17 protein-coding genes, 1 tRNA gene and 2 pseudogenes are annotated in these 23,427 nt (G+C 70.3%); 13 read left to right on the top strand and 7 right to left on the bottom strand.

What is annotated here, in order from left to right; translation table 11 throughout:
• Positions 1 to 4 precede the first annotated feature (4 nt).
• Positions 5 to 475 (top strand): RrF2 family transcriptional regulator, encoded by a 471-nt coding sequence (locus tag QTQ03_RS10120; RefSeq protein ID WP_289277768.1) that lies wholly within the window; start codon positions 5 to 7, stop codon positions 473 to 475.
• A 99-nt stretch (positions 476 to 574) separates the two neighbouring features.
• Positions 575 to 1,513 carry a sulfite exporter TauE/SafE family protein gene (locus tag QTQ03_RS10115; RefSeq protein WP_289277767.1) on the top strand — a complete coding sequence of 313 codons (939 nt, stop codon included), beginning with the start codon at positions 575 to 577 and terminating at the stop codon, positions 1,511 to 1,513.
• A gap of 166 nt (positions 1,514 to 1,679) precedes the next feature.
• Here QTQ03_RS10115 and QTQ03_RS10110 read toward each other — a convergent pair.
• Together QTQ03_RS10110 and QTQ03_RS10105 are read right to left on the bottom strand one after the other, a co-directional pair.
• Positions 1,680 to 3,103 (bottom strand): annotated as a pseudogene (locus QTQ03_RS10110) (pyridoxal-dependent decarboxylase).
• Between the two features lie 230 nt (positions 3,104 to 3,333).
• Positions 3,334 to 4,164, bottom strand: a complete 831-nt coding sequence (locus QTQ03_RS10105; protein WP_289277766.1) for an LLM class flavin-dependent oxidoreductase — start codon at positions 4,162 to 4,164, stop codon at positions 3,334 to 3,336.
• Between the two features lie 239 nt (positions 4,165 to 4,403).
• Here QTQ03_RS10105 and QTQ03_RS10100 point away from each other — a divergent pair, with 239 nt between their 5' ends.
• A complete protein-coding gene (locus QTQ03_RS10100) occupies positions 4,404 to 5,474 on the top strand; it encodes an IS110 family RNA-guided transposase (protein ID WP_289277002.1) in 1,071 nt (356 codons plus the stop codon).
• Positions 5,475 to 5,501: 27 nt separating this feature from the next.
• Here the strand turns inward: QTQ03_RS10100 and QTQ03_RS10095 are convergent.
• Together QTQ03_RS10095 and QTQ03_RS10090 are read right to left on the bottom strand one after the other, a co-directional pair.
• Positions 5,502 to 5,699 (bottom strand): annotated as a pseudogene (locus QTQ03_RS10095) (LLM class flavin-dependent oxidoreductase); the annotation flags it as partial.
• A gap of 61 nt (positions 5,700 to 5,760) precedes the next feature.
• Positions 5,761 to 6,240, bottom strand: a complete 480-nt coding sequence (locus QTQ03_RS10090; protein WP_289277765.1) for an Lrp/AsnC family transcriptional regulator — start codon at positions 6,238 to 6,240, stop codon at positions 5,761 to 5,763.
• A gap of 83 nt (positions 6,241 to 6,323) precedes the next feature.
• On the opposite strand from QTQ03_RS10090, the gene QTQ03_RS10085 reads away from it, so the two are divergent.
• On the top strand, positions 6,324 to 7,502 hold the full coding sequence (locus QTQ03_RS10085; protein ID WP_289280756.1) for a trans-sulfuration enzyme family protein: 1,179 nt from the start codon (positions 6,324 to 6,326) through the stop codon (positions 7,500 to 7,502).
• A 62-nt stretch (positions 7,503 to 7,564) separates the two neighbouring features.
• Here the strand turns inward: QTQ03_RS10085 and QTQ03_RS10080 are convergent.
• A tRNA-Leu gene (locus tag QTQ03_RS10080) sits at positions 7,565 to 7,641 on the bottom strand.
• 104 nt (positions 7,642 to 7,745) lie between these two features.
• Between QTQ03_RS10080 and QTQ03_RS10075 the strand changes: the two genes are divergently transcribed.
• From QTQ03_RS10075 to QTQ03_RS10050, 6 genes are all read left to right on the top strand, one after another.
• Entirely contained in the window at positions 7,746 to 8,366 is a 621-nt protein-coding gene (locus tag QTQ03_RS10075; RefSeq protein ID WP_289277764.1) for an ANTAR domain-containing response regulator, read from the top strand.
• Between the two features lie 914 nt (positions 8,367 to 9,280).
• Positions 9,281 to 10,432 (top strand): branched-chain amino acid ABC transporter substrate-binding protein, encoded by a 1,152-nt coding sequence (locus QTQ03_RS10070; RefSeq protein ID WP_289277763.1) that lies wholly within the window; start codon positions 9,281 to 9,283, stop codon positions 10,430 to 10,432.
• Positions 10,433 to 10,496: 64 nt separating this feature from the next.
• Positions 10,497 to 11,480 (top strand): branched-chain amino acid ABC transporter permease, encoded by a 984-nt coding sequence (locus QTQ03_RS10065; RefSeq protein WP_289277762.1) that lies wholly within the window; start codon positions 10,497 to 10,499, stop codon positions 11,478 to 11,480.
• Positions 11,477 to 12,634 carry a branched-chain amino acid ABC transporter permease gene (locus QTQ03_RS10060; RefSeq protein WP_289277761.1) on the top strand — a complete coding sequence of 386 codons (1,158 nt, stop codon included), beginning with the start codon at positions 11,477 to 11,479 and terminating at the stop codon, positions 12,632 to 12,634. Before QTQ03_RS10065 ends, QTQ03_RS10060 begins: the two co-directional genes overlap by 4 nt.
• The gene (locus tag QTQ03_RS10055) at positions 12,627 to 13,565 is read left to right on the top strand and encodes an ABC transporter ATP-binding protein (protein ID WP_289277760.1); all 939 of its coding nucleotides are present in this window, start codon (positions 12,627 to 12,629) and stop codon (positions 13,563 to 13,565) included. Before QTQ03_RS10060 ends, QTQ03_RS10055 begins: the two co-directional genes overlap by 8 nt.
• Positions 13,555 to 14,265 (top strand): ABC transporter ATP-binding protein, encoded by a 711-nt coding sequence (locus QTQ03_RS10050; RefSeq protein ID WP_289277759.1) that lies wholly within the window; start codon positions 13,555 to 13,557, stop codon positions 14,263 to 14,265. The genes QTQ03_RS10055 and QTQ03_RS10050 overlap by 11 nt, the downstream gene beginning before the upstream one ends.
• Positions 14,266 to 14,921: 656 nt before the next feature.
• Here the strand turns inward: QTQ03_RS10050 and QTQ03_RS10045 are convergent.
• The gene (locus tag QTQ03_RS10045) at positions 14,922 to 15,506 is read right to left on the bottom strand and encodes a hypothetical protein (protein ID WP_289277758.1); all 585 of its coding nucleotides are present in this window, start codon (positions 15,504 to 15,506) and stop codon (positions 14,922 to 14,924) included.
• A 594-nt stretch (positions 15,507 to 16,100) separates the two neighbouring features.
• On the opposite strand from QTQ03_RS10045, the gene QTQ03_RS10040 reads away from it, so the two are divergent.
• The 3 genes from QTQ03_RS10040 to QTQ03_RS10030 all read left to right on the top strand — a co-directional run bounded on the left by QTQ03_RS10040 (position 16,101) and on the right by QTQ03_RS10030 (position 22,246).
• Complete coding sequence (locus QTQ03_RS10040) at positions 16,101 to 17,270, top strand: D-alanyl-D-alanine carboxypeptidase family protein (RefSeq protein WP_289277757.1); 1,170 nt, start codon at positions 16,101 to 16,103, stop codon at positions 17,268 to 17,270.
• A gap of 298 nt (positions 17,271 to 17,568) precedes the next feature.
• Entirely contained in the window at positions 17,569 to 20,268 is a 2,700-nt protein-coding gene (polA, locus tag QTQ03_RS10035) for a DNA polymerase I (RefSeq protein WP_289277756.1), read from the top strand.
• Between the two features lie 388 nt (positions 20,269 to 20,656).
• On the top strand, positions 20,657 to 22,246 hold the full coding sequence (locus QTQ03_RS10030) for an MFS transporter (protein ID WP_502889727.1): 1,590 nt from the start codon (positions 20,657 to 20,659) through the stop codon (positions 22,244 to 22,246).
• A 295-nt stretch (positions 22,247 to 22,541) separates the two neighbouring features.
• Here the strand turns inward: QTQ03_RS10030 and QTQ03_RS10025 are convergent, their stop codons facing one another.
• Positions 22,542 to 23,375 carry a serine hydrolase gene (locus QTQ03_RS10025; RefSeq protein WP_289277755.1) on the bottom strand — a complete coding sequence of 278 codons (834 nt, stop codon included), beginning with the start codon at positions 23,373 to 23,375 and terminating at the stop codon, positions 22,542 to 22,544.
• Between the last annotated feature and the right edge of the window lie 52 nt (positions 23,376 to 23,427).

Raw genomic sequence — 23,427 nt, 5'->3', positions numbered from 1 at the left:
CGGCATGCGTCTCTCCGCCCGGGTCGACTACGCCCTCCGCTCGGTCGCCGAACTCGCGTCGGTGACCGGTGACGCCACCGCCGGGCGTAGTCGGCCGGTCACCGCGGACCAGATCGCCCGCGCCCAGGATATCCCCCCGAAGTTCCTGGAGAGCATTCTGCTGCAACTGCGGCGGGGCGGAATCGTGCACGCCCAACGGGGCCCGGAGGGCGGCTACTGGCTGGCCCGGCCGGCGGAGGAGATCTCCCTCGCCGAGGTGATCCGGGTGATCGACGGACCCCTCGCGCACGTACGGGGGCGGCGGCCGGAGGAACTCGGCTACCACGGCGCGGCGCGGGCCCTGCAGGACGTGTGGATCGCGTTACGGGCCAGCGAGCGGCAGATCCTCGAACTGGTCACCATCGCGGACGTGGCCGATGAGAGGCTTCCGCAGCGGGTCACCGAGCTGGCCGCCGATCCGCGCGCCTGGACCTGACCGCGTCCCACCGACCGAACAGGGACTTGACCCGGCGCCCACCGGTCCCGCATTGTCGACCAAGTCGATAGGAGATATTTAGATAATCGGGAGGGTGCCGTGCGCAGGCTGCTCGTCCTCGCTCTCGTCGGACTCGCCGCGCAACTCGTCGACGGTGCGCTCGGCATGGCGTACGGGCTCACCTCCTCGACACTGCTGCTGCTCGCCGGCGTCGCGCCGGCCGCCGCCTCGGCATCGGTGCACCTTGCCGAGATGGGCACCACGCTGGCCGCGGGGGCGGCGCACTGGCGGTTCGGCAACGTCGACTGGCGGGTGGTCGGCCGCATCGCACTGCCGGGTGCGCTCGGCGCGTTCGCCGGCGCGACCTTCCTCAGCGCCGTCTCCACCGAAGCCGCCGCGCCCTGGATGGCAGCCATCCTGTTCACGCTCGGCGTGTACCTGCTGGTGCGCTTCTCCCGGCCGCTGCGCGCCGAGCGGCGGGCCGGCCGCCCGCGTGGGCGGTTTCTCGGCCCGCTCGGTCTGGTCGCCGGCTTCGTCGACGCCACCGGCGGCGGGGGCTGGGGGCCGGTCGCCACTCCCGCCCTGCTGGCCAGTGGCCGGATGGAGCCGCGCAGGGTGATCGGCTCGGTGGACACCGCCGAGTTCCTGGTCGCCGGCGCGGCCAGCGTCGGGTTCCTCGTCGGTCTGGGCACACAGGGCTTCCTGCTGCCGATCGTGACCGCGTTGCTGGTCGGTGGCCTGGTCGCCGCGCCGCTGGCAGCGTGGCTGGTCCGCGTCGTCCCCGCCCAACTGCTCGGCGCGGCGATCGGCGGCGTGATCGTGCTGACCAACGCCCGTACGCTGATGCGTGCCGCCGAGGTCGGGGGCGGGATTCGGCCGGCCGCCTACACACTGCTGGTGCTCGCCTGGGCCGCCGCCCTCGCGTTCGCCGTCCGGGCCCTGCTGCGCGCCCGGGCCGTCGCCGCCACCGCGCTGAGCGCCCCGACGTCCACCCCGGCCGGCGTCACCGCCGAGTCGGTCGCCGCGCCGAGCCGGTGATCCGCGCCGCCGGACAGCCACCGACAGTAACGCGCCGACGGATCCGGCTTCCGTTGGGCGCACCGCGAGATCCTGGGAGAAAACGGCTCCGGGCGGCACCGACATCCGCGAAGCGCTTTCGGGTCAGCGGCGCCCGGCGTGGGACCGGAGATCAGCGGTCCGGAGATCAGCGGTCCGGAAGGAGGACGTTCGCGGCGTCGGTGAGCAGGGCCCAGGCCTCGTCGACGTGGATCTCGGTGGTCTGCGGCGCGCCGACCGCCAGCCGAAGCGTGTACCGGCCCGCGACCCGGGTGTGGGTGAGGTGGACCCGACCGGTCGCGTTCACCCTGGCCAGCAGCTCGGCGTTGACCGTGTCGTCGGCCCGCAACCGGAAGCAGACCAGCGCGTACGGGTGCGGCGCGGCCAGCTCGAAGCGCTCGTCGGCGGCTACCCGGCCGGCGAAGCGGGCGGCGAGTGCCACCCCCGACCGGATGTGCGCGCGCAGGCCCGCCACGCCGTACCAGCGCAGCACGAACCACAGCTTCAACGCCCGGAACCGACGGCCCAGCGGCACCTGCCAATCCCGGTAGTCGAGCACCGCGCCGGACTCGGAGGCGGCGTTGCGCAGGTACTCCGGCAGTACCGTCAGCGCCTCGACCAACTCCCCGGAGTCGGCCACCCAGAACGCGTCGCAGTCGAACCCGGTGAGCAGCCACTTGTGCGGGTCGAACAGTACGAGTCGGCGTACTCCAGCCCGGCGTGCCCGGAGCGCAGCTCGGGGCAGACCGCCGCGGCGCCCGCGTAGGCGGCGTCGACGTGCAGGAAGATCCCGTACTCGGCGCAGATCGCACCGATTTCTGGCAGTGGGTCGACCGCCGTGGTCGAGGTGCTCCCCACGGTGGCCACCACGATGGCCGGCACCAGCCCGGCGGCCAGGTCAGCCTGGATCGCCGCCCGCAGCGCCCGCGGCGACATGGCGAGGGTGGTCGGGTCCACCTCGACGGCCCGGACGCCCTCGGCGCCCAGTCCGACGATCCGCGCGGCCTTCTCGATCGAAGAGTGGCCCTGGGTGGAGCTGTACGCGCGGTAGCGCCGATCCACGCCAACCTCCCGCCACCGGCCCCCGCTCGCCCGGTGCACCGCGACCAGGGTGGCGACCAGCGTCGCCGAGGAGGCGGAGTCCTGGATGACCCCGCCGCCGGCGCCGGCCGACCGGAACCGCCTCGGCAGATCCAGCAGGTCGGCGAGCCAGTCGAGCACCGCGGTCTCCAGCTCGGTGCAGGCCGGCCCGGTCGCCCAGAGCATCCCCTGCACCCCCAGCCCCGAGCTGACCAGGTCGCCGAGAACGCTGGGGCCGGACGTGTTGGCCGGGAAGTAGCCGAAGAAGCCCGGGTGCTGCCAGTGCGTCAGGTTCGGCGTGACCAGCGTGTCGAGGTCAGCGAGTACCGCCTCGATCGGCTCGCCCTGCTCCGGCGGGCCGACCGGCAGGGCGGCGGCCACCGTCCCGGGCGGGGCCGGCGACGTGACACGCCGCTGCGGGAGCGTGGTCCAGTAGTCGGCGATCCAGTCCACCACGGCGTACCCGGCGTGGCGGAACTCCTCCGGGGTCATGTGCGCAGCCACCCGGCGAGTGGATCAAGAATGCGGGGCGGAGGCAAGGAGGGCGATCGATCGTGTCGGGGAAGGCACCGGGTCGGGGCCGCGGAATCCGCCAGCTCCGACCCGGTGCGCCACACCGCGGCACTCCCGACCCGTCCCGACCGGGGTTGCCGTACCACCACCGGAACCAAAGCTATGCGCCCCGCGAGTCCCCGGAGTGACGGCGGCGTAAAGATCGTGTTTCAGACGCTCCGGCGTAGGCCGCCGGCGACGTGTTCGGCGATCAGCTCGAACGAGCGCACCCGGTCGGTTACGTCGTACACCAGCGTGGTGAGCATCAGCTCGTCCGCGCCGGTGCGCGCCAGCAGGTCGCCGAGCTGCCGGCGGACCGTCTCCGGCGAGCCCGTCGCCTGCCCCTCCCGGCGCTGCGCGACGAACGCCCGCTCCACGTCCGTGTACGGGTACGCCGCTGCCTCCGCCGGCGTGGCGAGGGGCTCCGGCTGGCCCGAGCGCAGCTTCAGGAACGACAGTCCGGCCGGCCCGGCCAGCCACTCCGCCCGCTCGTCGGTCTCCGCGCACACTCGTAACCCAACGGAACCGACAGCCGAGATGCCATCGGGGCCGCCATCGGAAACGCCCGCGTTGACCGCCACCATCGCGTATGGCCGGTCCAGCCACCGCGACGGCCGGAAGCTCTGCCGGTACAGCGCCAGCGCTGGCAGCGTGTTCTGCGCGCTGAAGTGGTGCGCGAACGAGAACGGCAGGCCGAGCAGCCCGGCCAACTGCGCGCTGAACCCGCTGGACCCCAGCAGCCAGACCGCCGGCCGTTGGCCCAGGCCCGGGGTGGCCGTGATCGGCCCCGGGTCCTCGCCGGTGAAGTAGTTCACCAGGTCCGCCAGTTCCCGGGGGAAGCCCTCAGCCGACAACCCCTCCACCGTCCGCCGCAGCGCCAGCGCGGTGACCTGGTCGGTGCCGGGCGCCCGCCCGATACCCACATCGATCCGGCCCGGGTGCAGCGCCTCCAGGGTGCCGAACTGCTCGGCCACCACGAGCGGCGCGTGATTGGGCAGCATCACCCCACCTGACAGAGATGATGTTCATGAGCACCTCCCGCCCGGGGTCTGACCCACCACCTGACTGACTTCGGGTCCTTAACGGGATTTGTCGGCCTCGGTCGGGAGGTGCTCGTGCACTCACTGGACGTGGCGTTGTGACCTAATAGGAGCCTGGCCAGAGGCCCCATCTCTGTCTTGTCCGCGTTGCCCGGCTGGTGCGTGCCGCCCTGCCCCCAGTCACGAACGACAGGACGACGATGCCTCCCATTACACCCGATGAAGCCGCGATCGAGGTCGTCGGTGGAGTCGACACCCATCAGGACACGCACACCGCGGCGGTGATCGACCTGGTCGGACGGGTGCTGGGCACCCAGCAGTTCCCCGCCACGCGGGCCGGCTACGCCGCCCTGCTGGCCTGGATGCACGGACACGGCCGGCTGAGCCGGGTCGGGGTCGAGGGCACCGGCGCCTACGGAGCGGGGCTCGCCCGCGTGCTGCGCGACGACCACGTCGACGTGATCGAGGTCGACCGCCCGGACCGCAAGACCCGCCGGTTCCAGGGCAAATCCGACCCGATCGACGCCATCCAAGCCGCCAGGGCGGCCCTGGCCGGAGAACGCACCGGCACCCCCAAGCAGCGTGACGGCCGCGTCGAGGCCCTGCGTAACCTGCGGGTGGCCCGGCGCAGTGCGGTCGAGCAGCGCGCTGACACCCAACGCCAGATCAAGTCCCTGATCGTCACCGCCCCCGACGAGCTGCGTGCCCGGCTGCGCGGCCTGACCGTCAAACAGCTGATCGCCACCTGCGCGAACCTGCGCCCCGACCGGGCCGACGCCGCGACCCCGGCCACCGCCGTCAAGATCGCCCTACGCTCCCTCGCTCGCCGCCACCAGCAGCTCGCCACCGAGATCGCCGACCTGGACGAACTACTGCAGCCCCTCGTCGCCGCCATCAACCCCGGCCTACTGGCCGCCAACGGCCTCGGCGCCGACACCGCCGGCCAACTGCTGGTCAGCGCCGGCGAGAACCACGACCGGCTCACCTCCGAGGCCGGGTTCGCCATGCTCTGCGGCGTCGCCCCGATCCCCGCCTCGTCCGGCAAGACCACCCGGCACCGCCTCAACCGCGGCGGCGACCGGCAGGCCAATGCCGCCATCTACCGCGTCGTGCTCTGCCGCCTGCGCTGGGACCCCCGCACCCGCGCCTACACCGAACGACGCACCAAAGAAGGCCTGTCCAAGAAAGAGATCATCCGGTGCTTGAAGCGCTACATCGCCCGCGAGCTCTACCAGATCATCACAGCCAACGATCTTGAACTCGCCGCTTGACATCCATAGGAGCATCCCCATCCGGATGGTGGTGGTGTGCGCCGCCAGATGCGCCAGCAGTACCGCCGGCGCCGACGACGCGATCGCCGGCATGTTGTGGTGCTCGGCCACCCAGAACCGGTGGTAGCCCAGTTCCTCCACCCGCCGGGCCAGCTCGGTGGTGTGCCGCAGTGCCTCCCCGGTGCCGGCGTCGCGCGCCACCGGAGCAAGATCAAGAACGGACATCGGTACGTCGATCATAATTCTGGCCAACCCGCCGCAGCCCGGGTCTGTTCCGGTTCGTGCCCTACCCCACGCCCCGTGCCTGCTCGAAGATCAGACTGGTCTGGGTGTGCTGCACCGCCGGGTCCACCGCCAGATGGTCGAGCACGAAGTCCCGCAGCGCGTCCGCCGAGGCTGCCCGCAGGTGCAGCACATAGTCCTCCGCGCCGGCCACGTGGAACACCGACACCACCCCCGGGAGCCGTACCGACCGGGCCCGGAACGCGTCCACCACCGCCCGGTCGTGCGCCGAGAGCCGGACCGACACCAGTGCCTGCAACGGCAGGCCCATCGCCGCCGGGTCGACCTCGGCGTGGAACCCGCGGATGGCCCCGCACTCCCGCAGCGCCCGGGTCCGCGCCAGGCAGGTCGACGGTGCCACCCCCACCCGCTCGGCGAGGGCGTTGTTCGGCAGCCGGCCGTCCGCGGCCAGCTCCGCCAGGATCGCGCGATCGGTGTCGTCCAGGCTCGCGTACGGCCGAAGATCGTTCGGTGTGACGGGCATACCGACATCCTCTCCCGAATCGGATTGCCCTGCTAGGCGTCTATACCGAATGATATTCGCTACTCTTGCGTCGATGGGGCCAGATATTCGATCCTTCCGGCATGACGACCGTGGACACCCGAGCCGTGCACGCCGGCCGCGACGACCTCGCCGCCCTCGGCGTCCACGCGCCGCCCATTGACCTGTCCACCACCAATCCGCTGCCCTCGGTCGACGCCGGCGGCGACGCGTACGAGACCCTCGCCACCGGCGGCACCCTCCCGGCCGGCGGCACTGCCGTCTACCAGCGGCTCTGGAACCCGACCGTGGCCCGCTTCGAGACCGCCCTCGCCGACCTCGAGGGCACGACCGACGCTGTCGCCTTCGGCAGCGGCATGGCCGCCGTCACCGCCGCCCTGCTCGCCGCCACCCGGGACGGGAAGCGGCACCTCGTCGCCGTCCGCCCGCTCTACGGCGGCACCGACCACGTCCTCGCCACCGGCCTGCTCGGCACCGAGGTAACCTGGGCCCACCCGGACGAGGTCGCCGCCACCGTCCGGCCGGACACCGCGCTCGTCATCGTCGAGACGCCCGCCAACCCCACCCTCGACCTCGTCGACATCGCCGCACTCGCCCGCGCCGCCGGCCACGTGCCGCTGCTGGTCGACAACACCGTCGCCACCCCCGTACTCCAGCAACCCGCCCGGCACGGTGCGGCCCTCGTCCTGCACAGCGCCACCAAGAGCATCGGCGGCCACGGCGACGTGCTGGCCGGGGTCGTCGCCTGCGACACCGGCTGGGCTGCCCGGCTGCGGCAGGTGCGGGCGCTCACCGGCGCGATCCTGCACCCGCTCGGCGCGTACCTCGCCCACCGCGGCCTGCAGACCCTGCCGCTGCGGGTGCGTGCCCAGCAGGCCGGCGCCGAGAAACTCGCCGCCTGGCTCGCCGAACACCCGGCCGTCGCGCGTGTGCACCACCCGTCGCTGCACGACCCCGCCGGGCTCGTCGGCCGCCAGATGTCCGGCCCGGGCAGCCTTCTCGCCTTCGAGGTGGTCGGCGGCGCGCCCGCCGCGGCCGCCGTCGCCGGCGCCTGCCGACTGATCACCCACGCGGTGTCGTTGGGCGGGGTGGACACGCTGATCCAGCACCCCGCGTCGCTCACCCACCGGCCGGTGGCGGGCGAGGCCAAGCCGGTCGGCGGCCTGCTGCGCGTCTCCGTCGGCCTGGAGGACCCGGAGGACCTGCGCGCGGACCTCGAGGTGGCGCTCGCCACGGTGGTCTGACCGGTCGGCGCCCGACTTCTCGTCGGGCGTTCGGGCAACAGGTCGGGCGGTCGTGCAGCAGGTGGTGTCCCCGGTGGGATTCGAACCCACACTGTCGGAGGTTTGAGCTCCGTTTCTCTACCGGTTGGAATACGGGGACATCCTCGCGGAACGCCTCAGTGGCGCCTCATAGAGTACCCACTAGGCTAAGGGCCGTGGCACCCGGCCGGTCGGGTGTCGGGTACGGACTGGTGGGAGTGGCTCGTGGCCGAGACGCAGACGGATGCCGAGCGCAGGCGGGTACTGATCGCCGAGGACGAGGCGCTCATCCGGCTGGACCTCGCCGAGATGCTCGTCGAGGAGGGCTACGAGGTCGTCGGCGAGGCCGGCGACGGGGAGGCCGCGGTCCGCCTCGCCGAGGAGTTGAAGCCCGACCTGGTCATCCTCGACATCAAGATGCCGATCATGGACGGGCTGGCAGCCGCCGAGCGGATTGCCGGTGCCCGGATCGCTCCGGTGATCATCCTGACCGCGTTCAGCCAGCGGGACCTGGTGGAGCGGGCGCGGGCGGCGGGCGCGATGGCCTACCTGGTCAAGCCCTTCCAGAAGACTGACCTGGTTCCGGCGGTGGAGATCGCGCTGTCCCGCTACTCGGAGATCGCCGCGCTGGAGTCCGAGGTCGCCGGCCTGACCGACCGCCTGGAGGTCCGCAAGACCGTCGAGCGTGCCAAGGGCGCGCTGATGACGACGTACGGGATGACCGAGCCGCAGGCCTTCAAGTGGATCCAGCGCACCGCGATGGACCATCGGATGACCATGAAGGAGGTCGCCGAGCGGATCCTCGCCGAGACCGCCGGCGGCGAGGTGACGCGCCCGGCCACCTGAGCGCGCCCGGCCACCTGAGCGGATGTGGCCCTCGCGAACCGTGGTCTGGTCGATGGCGTCGGATCCCGTGCGGATACGGCGGTGGACGGCGGCGCTCGCGGTTGTCGTGGTGCCGCTGTGCCGGGCGGTGAGCGGGCCACCACCGTGGACGTGACGCCCTAAATCCGTCCCGTGTGGTCGCCGGTCGCGCGGTCCGCCGTGCCGGGTCGGGTGTTGCGGGTCGGCGGGACGCGGTCGCCTGCGGTGGGCCCTGGTACGTGGTGAGCGGGTCGCCGGGTGAGCGCCGGGCGACAGCGTCCGGACGGCGCGTTGGTGGAGGTGACGGCGCCGTCGTTCGAGCCGTACGAGCCGAAGCCGGTGGTGTCCGCGGATGGTGGGCGACCGGTCCAGCGGTGCGGGTGTGGGTGTCGTCCGACGCGGCGGTCCACGACGGGGCGCGGCACCGCCTGGGGTTGTCGGCGGATCGGTCGGGTCCCGGAGTGAGGTGGCACGGTCGTTCGCTGCAGTCAGCGGCGTCGATCGGGACGTGGTGGTGACCACTGATGGGTGACAATAGGTGATGGCGCGGGTGGGTGGTTGTCACGGGCCCCGGGGAGGGTCGACGGACTACCCCGGATCGTGTCGGAGTTTGGGATTCAAGCGTCGATCATCATCTCACCTGTTGGGCGGCCGCTGGTCTAAGGACCGGTCAGGGGATTGACCTGTTACGGCCTCCGCTCAATCGTGCACGTCTTCGTAACGGTTTCGCAGACCCTGCGCGAGGCTCTTCCGAGACTGTATGAGTGTCGGTACGCTCCGCCATCACGAGCCGTAACGCAGGTGTACGGATTTTCACCCGGACGGTGGTGCCGAGCTGGCGCCGCGCCGCCGCCCAGGGTGCGCCGGGCCCCTGCATCTGGAGGAGGTCAATAGCCGTGAGGCGTAGCTATTCAAGAGTGCTGGGAACTGCCGCGCTCGCCGCGGTGCTGGTGGCCGCCGCGGGTTGCCAGGACTCCGGTGGCGGTGACGGCGGTGCCGCGTCCGGCGACTGTGGCGGCAAGATCGCGATCTTCGGCGCGTTCAGTGGTGACAACGCCGGTCTGGTGCTGCCGTCGCTGAATGGCGCGAAGCTGGCGATCAAGCAGCACAACGACGCGAACCCCGACTGCAAGATTACTATGCAGGAGTTCGACACCCAGGGCGACCCGGCCCAGGCCACCCCGGTCGCCAACCAGGTTGCCGGCGACGAGTCGTTCCTCGGCGTCATCGGTGGTCACTTCTCTGGTGAGACCGACGCGACGATGCCGGTCTACGAGGCCGCCGGTCTGGCCATGGTCAGCCCGTCTGCGACCCGGATCGACCTGACCCAGAAGGGCAACAAGTCGTTCTTCCGGGTGGTCGGCAACGACGGTACCCAGGCAGGCGCGGTCTCGACGTACCTGAAGTCGCAGAACGCGCAGCGGGTGTTCACCATCGACGACGGCAGCGCCTATGGCGCCGGTATCGTCGCCGAGCTGGGCAAGAACCTCGGCGGCGCGCTTGTCGGCAGCGACAAGATCCAGGAGAAGCAGGCGCAGTTCGACGCGACCATCTCCAAGATCAAGGCTGCGAACGCCGACTACGTCTTCCACGGCGGCTACACCCGGGAGGCCGCTCCGCTGGTCCGCCAGTTGCGGGCCGCCGGCGTGCAGGCGAAGTTCGTCGGCCCGGACGGTCTCTACGACCCGGCCTTCCCGCAGGGTGCCTCCGGCGGCGCCGACGGCGCCATCATCACGTGCCCCTGCCTCCCGGCGGACAAGGCCGGCGGCACCTTCACGGCCGACTACCAGAAGGAGTACGGCCAGGCGCCGGGCGCCTACGGTGCGGAGGGCTTCGACGCCGCGCAGGTCTTCGCGGACGCCTTCAAGGACGGCAAGAAGAGCCGCGCCGAGATCCTGGAGTACGTGAAGTCGTACGACAAGCAGGGCGTCTCGAAGTACATCAAGTTCGCTGACAACGGCGACGTCGACCCGTCGAAGGTCGTCATCTGGGCCTACGAGATCAAGGGCACGACGTTCGAACCGTTGCAGGAGCTCAAGCTCAGCTGATGACCAGCACTGGGAGTGCGGCCGGGGTGTTCGCCCCGGCCGCACTCGATGCAAGGAGACCCCGGTGAATTTCGACGACCTCTTCGGCCACATCGGCCAGCACACCGTCGACGGGCTGTCAAAGGGGGCGATCTACGCCCTGATCGCCCTTGGCTACACCCTCGTCTACGGCGTCCTGCGTCTGATCAACTTTGCGCATTCTGAGGTGTTCATGGTCGGCACGTTCGCGGTGCTCGGCCTGTGGACCGCGTTCGGCGTGGAGAACAATCCGCCGATCGGCCAGGCGGTGCTGTTCCTGGTCCTCGGCCTGATCGTCGCGGCCCTTGCCTCCGGCGGTACCGCGCTCGCCATCGAGCGAATCGCATACCGTCCGCTGCGGCGCAAGAACGCCCCACCCCTGATCTTCCTGATCACCGCCATCGGCCTGTCGCTGGTGCTGATCGAGGTCTTCGGGCTGGTGTTGCCGAAGCTGCTCGGCGGCGTGTTGCCGTCGATGTTCGGGCGGGCCCGGCAGATCGTGGGCATGCCGACGATCATTGAGCAGGAGACGCTCCTCACGATCGCGAACACCAGCATCACGAACGTCCAGGTGATCGTCTTCGTCGCGGCCGTGGGGATGATGGCCGCCCTGGACTGGTTCATCAACAAGACCCGGTACGGGCGCGGGGTGCGGGCGGTGGCGCAGAACCCGGAGACGGCGGCCCTGATGGGCGTCAACCAGGAGCGCGTGATCATGCTGATCTTCGTGCTCGGCGGCATCATGGCCGGCGCGGCGGCGTTGCTGTGGAGCATGCGGTTCGGCTTCACGCTGAACACCGTCGGCTTCGTGCTCGGTCTCAAGGCGTTCACCGCGGCGGTGCTCGGCGGCATCGGCAACCTACGCGGCGCGCTGGTGGGTGGCATGCTGCTCGGCATCGTCGAGGTCTACGGCGCGACCCTCTTCGCCTCCAACTGGGAGGACGTCATCGCCTTCGTCGTGCTGGTCGTGGTGCTGATGTTCCGTCCCACCGGGATCTTGGGCGAGTCGCTGGGGAGGGCACGGGCATGATCGACAAGATCAGGAACCTGGACCGCGGACGGGTCAACGCCCTGCGTGCTGTCGGTGACCGTTGGCGTGCCCTGCCGAAGTGGCAGCGGGCGCTGGGCTTCGCCGCCTTCGTGGTCTTCCTGTACTACCTGCCGCTGCTCGGCATCCCCGGCCTGACCTGGCTGCGGACCGACTCGATCGAGGGCGGCAGCAACTGGGCCGGCGTGCTCTTCACCTGTGCCGTCTACGTGCTGGTGGCGATCGGCCTCAACGTCGTGATCGGCCTCGCCGGTCTGCTCGACCTGGGATACATCGGCTTCTTCGCCATCGGCGCGTACAGCGTCGCCCTGTTCGGTTCGGTGAACTCCCCGGTGGTCAAATGGTTCCAGCGGGAGTTCGACCTGCCGGAGACGTGGGCGGTGACCTGGGCGGTGTGCGCGTTCATCGCGCTGGTGCTCACGCTGATCTCAGGCGTCCTGCTCGGCTGGCCGACGCTGCGGCTGCGCGGCGACTACCTGGCCATCGTGACGCTCGGCTTCGGCGAGATCATCCGGATCGTGGCCCGTAACTCCGAGAACGTCACCAACGGCCCGCAGGGCATCTCGGCGATCCCCGGTCCGGAGGGGCCACCGTCGGCGGACAACGAGCTCTTCGGCTTGGTCGACGTGAAGCCGTGGTATTGGCTGGCGATCACCGTCGTCCTGGTGATGGTGTTCGCGGTGCGCCGGCTGGAGCACAGCCGGGTCGGTCGGGCCTGGCTGGCGATCCGCGAGGACGAGGACGCCGCGGCGGTGATGGGCGTCTACCCGTTCAAGTACAAGCTATGGGCGTTCGCGATCGGGGCTGCCCTGGGTGGCCTGGCAGGTCTGCTCTTCGCCAGCCGGTACGCGTTCATCGACCCGACCCAGTTCAACGTGAATCTGTCGATCCTCTTCGTCGCGATGGTCGTCGTCGGCGGCTCGGGCAACATGGTGGGCGTTTCGCTGGGCGCGGTGCTGCTGGCGTACCTGCCGGAGCGGTTCCGGGAGATCGCCGACTACCGGTGGCTGGCGTTCGGTCTGGCGATGGTGATGGTGATGATCCTGCGGCCGCAGGGTCTGATCCCGAGCCGGCGGCGCACCCGCGAGCTGAAGGACCGTGCGACCGAGGCAGAGGAGGCGCCCGCTCATGTCTGACGAGACCACCGGTGCGGCGGCGCCGAAGATTCCGGCGCAGCCCGGTCCCCGCACGCCGCTGCTCCAGATCGACGACGTCACGCTCCGCTTCGGCGGCGTGGTCGCCCTCGACGGGATCAGCTTCGAGATCCACGAGGGGGAGATCCTCGGCCTGATCGGCCCGAACGGTGCCGGCAAGACGACCTGCTTCAACGTGATGACCGGCGTCTACAAGCCGACCGCCGGTGCGGTGCGGTTCCGCGATCAGCGGGTAACCGGCCGCAAGCCCCACCAGATCAGCAGGCTGGGCATCTCCCGGACGTTCCAGAACATCCGGCTCTTCCCGGAGATGTCGGCACTGGAGAACGTCATCGTCGGCACGGACTCCCGGCACCGGACCAGCGTACCCGGCGCGCTGTTCCGGATCCCGCGCAGGCGGCCCGGGCCGGCGGAGCTGCCGCAGGTCACTGCCGAGTCCGGCCCGCTGCGCACCTGGCAGCAGATCCGGCGAGCCTTCGCCGGCACGTTCGGACTGTCCCGGCACGTGCTGGAGGAGCGGGCGGCCGAGGAGAAGGCGATGGAGCTGCTGCGCTTCGTCGGGATCGCCGACCGGGCCAACGACGCGGCGCGCAACCTTCCGTACGGCTACCAACGCCGGCTGGAGATCGCCCGTGCGCTCGGCACCGAACCGAAGCTGATCTGCCTGGACGAGCCGGCGGCCGGCTTCAACCCGGCGGAGAAGGAGGAGCTACTCGACCTGATCCGGAAGATTCGCGACATGGGCGTGACCGTGCTGTTGATCGAGCACGACATGCGCCTGGTCATGGGGGTCACCGACCGGATCGTCGTGTTGGAGTTCGGCAGCAAGATCGCCGATGGCGCGCCGGCCGAGGTCAGTCGAGACCCGCGGGTGATCGCCGCGTACCTGGGGGAGTCCGCCGATGCTGCTTGAGCTGGACAATGTCACTGTGTCGTACGGCCGGATCGAGGCCCTGCACGGCATCAGCCTGACCGTGAACGAGGGTGAGGTGGTGGCGCTGATCGGTGCCAACGGCGCCGGCAAGACCACCACCATGCGGGCCATTTCCGGCACCCGGTCGCTGTCCGGCGGCCGGATCGTCTTCAACGGGCAGGACATCAGCAAGCTGCGGGCCGACCTGCGGGTGGTCCGGGGCTTGTGCCTGTCGCCCGAGGGGCGGCAGATCTTTCCCGGTATGACGGTGTTGGAGAACCTGGACATGGGCGCGTACACCCGACGCGACCACGCCGGGATCGCCGCCGACCTGGAGCGGGTGCTGGAGCTGTTTCCACGCCTGCGAGAGCGGCGCAAGCAGCACGGCGGCACGCTCTCCGGCGGTGAGCAGCAGATGCTGGCGGTAGGCCGGGCCCTGATGAGCCGGCCCAAGCTGCTGTTGCTGGACGAACCGTCGATGGGGCTCGCCCCGATGATCATCCAGCAGATCTTCGACATCATCACGGAGATCAACCAGCAGGGCACCACCATCCTGCTGGTCGAGCAGAACGCCCAGCAGGCGCTCTCCCGTGCACACCGGGCGTACGTGTTGGAGACCGGCCGGATCGTCAAGGAGGGCACCGGTCAGGACCTGCTGCACGACCCGTCGGTCAAGGAGGCGTACCTGGGCGTGGCCTAACCCGCGCGACGGACCGGCCGGTGGCGACGACCACCGGCCGGTCCTCGCCGTCCGGGACCGGTGCGCCGGCCTGTGACGCGTCCGCGTTCGGTTGTGGTCGGCGTCGAGCCGGGCCTGCCCTTCGGGGCCTGTCGCACCCCACCGACCTCGCCACCGGGCCGGTCTTCGGCTGTGCCGCGTGCCCCCGACCGGCACCTCCGGCCGGTGCGTGGATGGGCGGATCCACACGAAGGAGCGGCGATGAAGGCTGCAGGCACCAGACAGGCGGCGGAACAGTACGGCGTGGCCATCCTCGGCGCCGGCACGGCGGGCGGTGTGCTGGCCGCTGTCCCGGCCCACAACGGCGTAGCCGACCTGTCGGGCGACGCGGGCGTCGATCCGCGGTTCGCCCCGGTCGAGGCCGGCCCGCTCCCGGGCGATCGACGGGCTGCCGTAGATCGAACCCGCCCGCGCAGGGAAGGGCCTCACCACCGGGCCGACCCGCTCGATCTCGAGGTGGACCTGCTGTCCTTCGAGCCGACCAGCCACCGGGTGGCGGGGACTGTTGCGCCCGGGCCTGTGCGAGCCGGGAGGTGCGATCCCTCCCGGCTACTCGACTTCGGGGCCAGCGGGTGCGCGGCCAACGGCTCGTTCCCCTGCGGTCGGTTCTGTGGTGATCAGCTGTTCCAGTGCTCGGCGACCAGGTCGGCGGCCTGGGTCTCCCACTGCGCGTAGCGGTCGGGGTGGGCCGACTCTTGCACCTTCTGTGCGGCCTGGGTCAGCGGCATGTCCTCCCAACCGTCGACCTGCTTCAGTGCCTCGAGGAACGCGGTGGTCGCGTGTTCCGGGTCGGTGATCTGCTCCACCGTGCCCCAACCCGAGGACGGACGTTGCTGGAACAGACCCTGCGAGTCTTCGTCGTTGTGTTCACCCAGGTGACCCTGGTTCTTCAGCTTCGACTCCTGTAAGGCGGTCGCGATCGCCAGCACGGCGGCGCGTTCGTCCATGCCGGCCTTCTTGGTCGCGGCGATGACCGCCTTCGTGTTCGCGGTCTGTTCGTCGCCCAGGTCGATGCGGGACTGCTCACCCTGTGTGCCGTGCGGGATCAGCGTGCCGATGTCCGGCTTGCCGGCTTGGGCCACGCCAGCCTCGGTCGAGGCGGGGGAGGTGCCGGTGGGGGTGGCCAACGGACCCGCGGCCACACCGGCGCTCAGGGCCAGACAAGCGATACCAAGGACGCTACGACGGAAGATCGTGTTCATGGGATGCTCCGTTCGGTGGGTCGACGCCACGACCGATGGGAGGGGCACAGCGCGAGCGCCGTCCGGCGCAGACTCGGGGAGAAGAACATCGACAACCCGAACGCCGGGCGCGCGGTGCGGCAACGACCGGCGGCCCACCATCGTGTCGGGGCTCGCGCCCTCCTCGGCGGGGCGCTTCCTTAGCCAAGTCGTTTACCCAGTGTGGCGTCCCCTGTACCCTCGCCGATTTGGTCATCGCCGTGTCCCGGATCACACGTCAACCAGGCATCAACCAGACACCGGTGACGTCCGACCCAGGCTGGACGCGCCCAGGCTCGCGAGCGTGCCGATCACGCGGGACCACCCCGGTCGCCGCACAGCGGCTGGCCGCGTCGTACCACGACCGGTTGCCCGCACCGCCGAGAGGCGACGGGCGGTGCGTCAGGGTGGGCAACCGCCACCAACGTCGCCGTCGATGCCAGCCGGCGCATCTCCGTCGGCGTGCCTCGCCACGACGACCATGTTCCGTGGCCATCGTGATGGCCCGCCGATTCGCCTGCCACCAACCGACCTGAAATCCTTACTCGCCAGGCCCCAAGGACTATCGTCCAGGAAGTGAGCACCTCTCGTATCGTGGCCACGGCATTGGGTGTGGCATTGGTGGTGCCCGCCGTGGCCGTTGTGCCGCCGACGCGCACGGCAGCCGCGCAGGAGGTGCCGTGCCCGAGGGTGGCGCCGCCGGTGCCCCCGCCCGCCACGCCGGCTCCGCCCCCCGTGGACCTCGCGGAGCGCACAGTCGGAGGCGACGCGCTGGCAACGGCAGGATTGGCTGTTCCGCCCGATGTGCCCACGCCGCCGGCGGTGACCGCGACCGCCTGGGTGGTGGCGGATCTCAACGGTGGTGGGGTTCTCGGTGGATGCGCCCCTCATGAGCGTCGAAGGCCCGCCAGCGTCCAGAAGTTGCTCCTGGCAGCCGCCCTGATGCCGGACCTCGATCCACAACAGGTCGTTGAGGTCGAACGCGAGGACCTGGCCGACCTCGATCCAGACAGCTCGCTGATGGGGGTAGTCGAGGGTGGCCGGTATTCCATCGAGAATCTGTGGCAGGGGGTTCTCCTCGTGTCGGGCAACGACGCCGCCAACGTCCTGGCCCGTGTGGGTGGCGACGGCAGACGGCAGGGCGGGGTCGACGCGATGAACGACGAAGCGCAGCGCCTGCGTGCGAACCAGACCCACGCGGTGACGCCCTCCGGCCTGGATGCTCCCGGCCAGTACACCAGCGCCTACGACCTCGCGCTCATCGCCCGCGCTACCTTCGCTCGAGAAGACTTCCGGCGCTACGTAGAAACCAGGGTGGCGACGGTGCCGGCACAACGAGGAAAGCCTGCCTTCGAGATCACCAACAACAACACGTTGCTCGACCGCTATCCGGGAATGCTGGGCGGGAAGACGGGCTTCCTGGGCGGGAAGACGGGCTTCACCGCACTGGCTCGTGAGACGTACGTGGGCGTGGCCGAACGCGACGGCCGACGGCTCGCCGTGACCCTGCTCGGAGCCGAGACCGAGCCGCTGGGCCGGATGGGAGAGGCGGTAGCCCTGCTCGACTGGGGCTTCACCCTGCCTGCCGACGTTTCCGCCGGCCGCCTCGTCGGCCCAGAGGACAGGAAGAGCCCCTCGGCGTTGCTGGCCGGCCTCGGCCTCACCGCCGCCGCCGCGGTGGTGGTCATGATCGTCGTGTTTTCACGGCGGCGGAGCGTCAGCGGGCGACCCACCGGAAGACGGTAGGCCAGCCAAGCGCCGCCCGATAACCTGCCACGTGCGCGGCGGCGGCGTCCGGTGCGGGCCGCCGCCGAGCGGGCGCCGCCACCGCATGTCGCGTGCGCAAGGGTAGCGGTCACGGCGACGGTTCACCCGCACCGCTTGACGGCCGCAGCCCATCGGGCGCGAGACATGGGAGCACGCGGGGAGGCGGGCGACCTTCCTGCCAGGCTGCGGTTTCGCCGGGAGGGCCGGCCGGGCCGTCGGCCGCGGGCCCGCCACGTCGGGGCGGAGCTTGTCAGGCGTACGGACTAGAGTCGCCTGCGTGACAGCTACGACGCCGCGCCTGCTCCTCGTCGACGGACACTCCCTGGCCTACCGGGCGTTCTTCGCCCTGCCGGTGGAGAACTTCTCCACGACGACGGGCCAGCCGACCAACGCGGTCTACGGCTTCACCTCAATGTTGATCAACGTGCTGCGTGACGAGCGGCCCACGCACATCGCGGTGGCGTTCGACGTGTCCCGGCGTTCCTTCCGCACCGAGCTGTACGCGGAGTACAAGGCCGGCCGCAGTGAGACCCCGACCGACTTCAAGGGCCAGGTCAGCCTGGTCAAGGAGGTCCTCGCGGCGCTGCGTGTCCCGGTGGTGGAGAAGGAGGGTTACGAGGCCGACGACGTCATCGCCACACTCGCCTGCCAGGCCCGCGACCAGGGCCTGGAGGTGCTGATCACCACCGGCGACCGGGACGCGTTCCAGCTGGTCGGCGACGGGATCACCGTGCTGTACCCGCGCAAGGGCGTCTCCGACCTGGCCCGGATGGACCCGGCGGCGGTCGAGGCGAAGTACGGTGTCCCCCCGCAGCGGTACCGGGACCTCGCCGCGCTGGTCGGCGAGACCAGCGACAACCTGCCCGGCGTTCCCGGTGTCGGGCCGAAGACCGCCGCCAAGTGGATCACCACCTACGGTGGTGTGGACGGGGTCGTCGCCCGGGCCGACGAGATCAAGGGCAAGGCCGGTGACAGCCTGCGCGAGCGGTTGGCCGACGTGATCCGCAACTACGAGATCAACTTCCTGGTTTCCGACCTGGAGCTGCCGCTGGGACCGGCGGACGCCCGCTGGGCCGGGTGGGACCGGGAGGCGGTGCACCAGGTCTTCGACACCCTGGAGTTCCGTATCCTCCGCGATCGGCTGTACCAGTACCTGGAGGCGGTCGAGCCGGAGGCCGAGGCCGGTTTCGACCTCACCGGTGAGGTGCTCACCGAGCCGGGCGCGCTCGCCGCCTGGCTGGGCACCCACGCGCTGGCCGGTGCGCCGGTCGGGGTCGCCGTCACGCTGGACACCGGCCCGAGCCGGCGGCACACCGCCGCGGTGACCGGGATGGCGCTGGCCACCGCCGCCGGGGCGGCGGCCTGGTTCGACCCAGCCCGGCTGGCCGCCGCCGACGAGAGCACGCTGGCCGCGTGGCTGGCCGACGAGACCCGGCCCAAGCTGCTGCACGACAGCAAGCCGGCGGTGCTCGCGTCCGCGGCGCACGGCTGGCAGCTTGCGGGCATCGCCCGCGACACTCAGATCGCCGCCTACCTGGCCCGTCCGGACCAACGGTCGTACGACCTGACCGACCTGGCCCTGCGCTATCTGCACCGCGAGTTGCGGGTCGACACGCCGGACACCGGCCAGCTCACCTTCGACGGCCTCGGCAACGACGGCGAGGCCGAGCAGAACCTGATGCTCCGCGCCCGCGCCACCCTCGACCTGGCCGACGCCATCGACGCCGAGCTGTCCCGGGACGGGGAACAGTCCGCCCGGCTGATGGCCGGCGTGGAGCTGCCGCTGATGCGGGTCCTCGCGGCCATGGAGCGCACCGGCATCGCCGCCGACACCGCCTACCTGTCGGAGCTGGAGGCGCACTTCGCCGCCGAGGTCAAGGCCGCCGCGCAGGGGGCGTACGAGGCGGTGGGGCGGGAGTTCAACCTGGGTTCGCCGAAGCAGCTTCAGGAGATCCTCTTCGGCGAGCTGGGCCTGCCGAAGACCAAGCGGATCAAGACTGGCTACACGACCGACGCCGACGCCCTGCAGTGGCTCTACGCGCAGACCCCGCACCCGGTGCTCGCGCACCTGCTGCGCCACCGCGACGTGGCCAAGCTGAAGACCACCGTGGACGGCCTGCTCAAGTCGGTCTCCGACGACGGGCGCATCCACACCACCTTCAACCAGACGGTGGCGGCGACCGGGCGACTCTCGTCCACCGAGCCGAATCTGCAGAACATCCCGATCCGAACCGAGGAGGGGCGGCGGATCCGTCGGGCCTTCGTGGTCGGCGAGGGGTACGAATGCCTGCTCACGGCCGACTACAGCCAGATCGAGATGCGGATCATGGCCCACCTGTCGTCGGACGACGCGTTGATCGAGGCGTTCAACTCGGGCCGTGACTTCCACGCGGCCACCGCCTCGTCGGTGTTCCAGGTGCCGGTCGACGCGGTCACCGCCGACCAGCGGCGCAAGATCAAGGCGATGAACTACGGCCTGGCGTACGGGCTGAGCGCCTTCGGCCTGTCCCAGCAGCTGGGCATCACCGCCGAGGAGTCGCGCGGTCTGATGGAGGACTACTTCGCCGGGTTCGGCGGGGTACGCGACTACCTCCAGGAGGTGGTGGCCCGCGCCCGCCACGACGGCTACACGTCGACCATTCTCGGTCGCCGCCGCTACCTGCCCGACCTGGTCAGCGACAACCGGCAGCGCCGGGAGATGGCCGAGCGGATGGCGCTCAACGCCCCCATCCAGGGGTCCGCCGCCGACATCATCAAGGTGGCGATGCTGCACGTCGACCCGGCGCTGCGCGACGCCGGGCTGCGCTCTCGGATGCTGCTCCAGGTGCACGACGAGTTGGTCTTCGAGGTGGCCCCCGGCGAGCGGGATGCGCTGGAGGAGCTGGTGCGGCGGGAAATGGGTGGGGCGTACGCGCTGTCGGTGCCGCTCGAGGTGTCCATCGGCGAGGGGCGGGACTGGAACAGCGCGGATCACTGAGTCTGGTGCAGGTTCTCGGGCGACGTGGCCCTCGTCCCAAGTGGCCTCGCGGCCCGGGGGGCGTAGGTTCTCGATGAAGGTGTGCCGTCGAGGCATCACCGCGACTGTCCCTGTCAAGGCTGACCAGGGCCGCGCACCGGCGTGAGAAGGGCTCCCAGGGGGCTGGCCACCCGCCTTTCGACCGATGACCTGTCGGCGGTGCCACGGTGTGGAGTGCGGCGCCAACCAGCCCAACCGCCACCGCGCCCTGGCCACCGCCACGACAGACGCGCCGTGCGCCACCCGCCAACCGTGTACACCGCCACGATCAGCGAATGACTTCGGGCCGGTTCGTGAAGAAAACGGCCTGATGTGCCGGAAGTCCACATTCGGTCAGTACGGTGAGCTGGTGGGAGACACGCCTGAAGCCGAACACGAGGGCGCGCCCGGATGGACCGTCAGACAGAAGATGACGATCGTCGCTGCCGGGCTCGGCGTGCTCATGCTCTTCCTGGACGTGCTGATCGTGAACGTGGCGCTGCCGGACATCCAGGCCCACTTCGGGGTGGGCGAGGCGGATCTTCAGTGGGTCGTCGACACGTACAGCCTCGGTCTGGCCGTGATCGTGATGGCGGGGGCGACGCTCGTCGACCGGTTCGGGCGGCGGCGGCTGTACCTGATCGCGGTGTCCATGTTCGGCCTGACCTCCGCGATCTGCGGGCTGACGCCCAGTCTCGACATCCTGGTGGTGGCGCGTGGCGCGCAGGGCCTGGCCGCCGCCGTGATGAACGTCGCCTCGCTGGCTTTGGTGTCGGCGGCGTTTCCCGACCAGCGGCAGCGGGTTCGCGCTATCGGCTTCTGGACGGCCATCGGAACCATGGGCCTGGCGCTCGGTCCGACCGTCGGGGGCGTGCTCACCGATCTCGTCAGCTGGCGGGCGGTCTTCCTCGTCAACATCCCGGTGGTCGTCTCGATCATCGGGCTGAGCCTGCGGTTCGTGGCCGAGTCCCGCGAAACCTCCACCCGCAGCAGTCTGGACCCACCGGGGCAGGCGCTGTTCGTGATCACCGTTGGCGCCCTCGTGTACGCGGTGATCGAGGGTCAACGACTCGGCTGGACCTCACCGGTGATCCTCGGCCTGTTCGCCGTTTTCGGCCTGGCACTCGCGGGGTTCATCGCCCGTGAACTGCACACACCCTCGCCGATGATGGACCTGCGGCTGTTCGGTCATCGCGTCTACCGGCTCGGGATCGTGGCCATCTTTTTCTGTTTTTTCAGCATCTACGGCATGCTGCTGGTGACCACGCAGTATCTCCAGAACGTCAGGCAGTTCTCTCCGCTCGACACCGGCCTGCTGCTCCTGTCACTCGCCGCGACGGAAATGATCATGGCCCCGGTGGCCGGTCGGCTCGCCGCCCGACACGGACCCCGTAGGCCCGTCATCGCCGGTCAACTTCTTATCCTCACCGGACTGGTCGTCATCCTGGCCGGGGTGTCCTTCAGCGTCGCCGTGATGGTCGTGGGCCTGGCACTGGCGGGCGGCGGCATCGCGCTCATCGTCACACCGGTCACGGGTATGGCCATGAACGCGGTTCCGGTGGACCGGGCAGGGATGGCCTCGGGCATGCTGAACACGCAGCGGGGCCTCGGATCGAGCATCGGCTACGCCGTCCTCGGCACCGTACTGGTCACCTGGATCGGCGGCACCCTCAACACCGACCTCACCGCCGCCATCCCCAACCCCGCCCAGCGGACCGCCGTCGTCCAGCAGATCATCGACGAGGCCAACCCCCACGCCTACGTCGCCGAGGTCGGCCCGGGACGACCCATCACCGCCCCCAACCCAGCACAGGAAAGCGCGATCCGGGCCGCCGCCGACAAGGCCTTCACCCAGGGCATCCAACTCAGCCTCGGCCTCGGCGCAACCCTCGCCGCACTCGTCCTGCTGCTCCTGCTACGCGGCTTCCGCGAGCCGGGTACGCGCCGAAAACACCGTTAGATCCGCAGTCCCCGAGATTCATCGACGCCACGCCGAGGAACTTCTCACGGAACTGGCGCAAGCGCCATCTCGAGTGCCACGTCCGGGAGAAACCGCCATCTCGGCTGTCCCAGGTGGCCTGCTGGAACGTGCGGCTCTTCATCGCGGGGTGCGGCATCGATCCTCCCGGGCGGTGGCCGGAACCGGCCTCGGTGGTTGCCTGCGTCGTGAGACCGGACCTCGCCGCTCCCTCGGATGTCGTTTCCGCCGGCGAAGGCTTCTCCCGTCGGATCTGCCATCCGTCGTTGCGGACCCGCTATTCCAGGGCGTGGTGTACGTGCTGGGCCAGCTGTTCGATAGTCGCGATGCCGGCGGTTTCGGTCGGGTTCTGATCCGTCAGCACAGCCATCTGATATCGCCTGCCCGTTGCCGTGAAGATGCCGAGACTGTTGATTTGCCACGTCTTGTCCGGAAACTGGGCCCAGCCATTCTTGACATACACCGTCACCCCGTGCGGTGCGCCGTGCGGGGTTCCCCAGCGTTGATCGGGAGCCACCTCGCCCATGAGCCGCAGCCCGTCCGCCCGGTGTTCGGGGGAGAGCACGTCCGACCTGTTCGAGTACACGTCCAACTGTTTCATCGCGTCGGCCGCGGTGACCTGGGTCCGGCCCCACCTGTCGTCGGGGCCGAGGCGGCTGTCGTCCATACCCGAGACTTCGAGAGTGCGTTTCATGAAGGCCGGCCCGAGGCTGTTGTACAAGGTTGTCGTGGCCTGGTCGTCCGAATCGACGATCATGGACCGGACCTCCGCCTCTTCCTGCGGGGTCGGCCGCCTGTTCTCCTCCTGGGCCCGACGCAGTACGCCGGTCATGATCGACACCTTGATGATGCTTGCCGCCTGATACGGCATGGTGGGGTGGTGAGCGCAGGTCAGGCCCGTCTGCTCATCCCAGATCGCAAAAGCCAGTGTGGTGTCCCGCCCGCGGGCGGGGGCGGTCAATTCGCGGGATAGTCGGTCCGCCAACTCGGGATGCGATGTGGACGCGCAATACTGCGGGGGGCGGTGGGCTGCCCCGGTGGCGGGTGCGAGGACCGGGGGCAGGAGAAGAGCGGCGATGAGCGCGGCGACGACCGTGTTGGTCTGCTTCATGGACAGTCCTCGTGGGGTGGCTGCAACTGGTCGTGGCCAGCCGAACCGGCAC

It is taken from the genome of Micromonospora sp. WMMA1363 (genome assembly GCF_030345795.1).
In the GTDB taxonomy this organism is placed as follows: Bacteria; Actinomycetota; Actinomycetes; order Mycobacteriales; family Micromonosporaceae; genus Micromonospora.
This window is presented reverse-complemented; position numbering and strand designations above follow the sequence as displayed.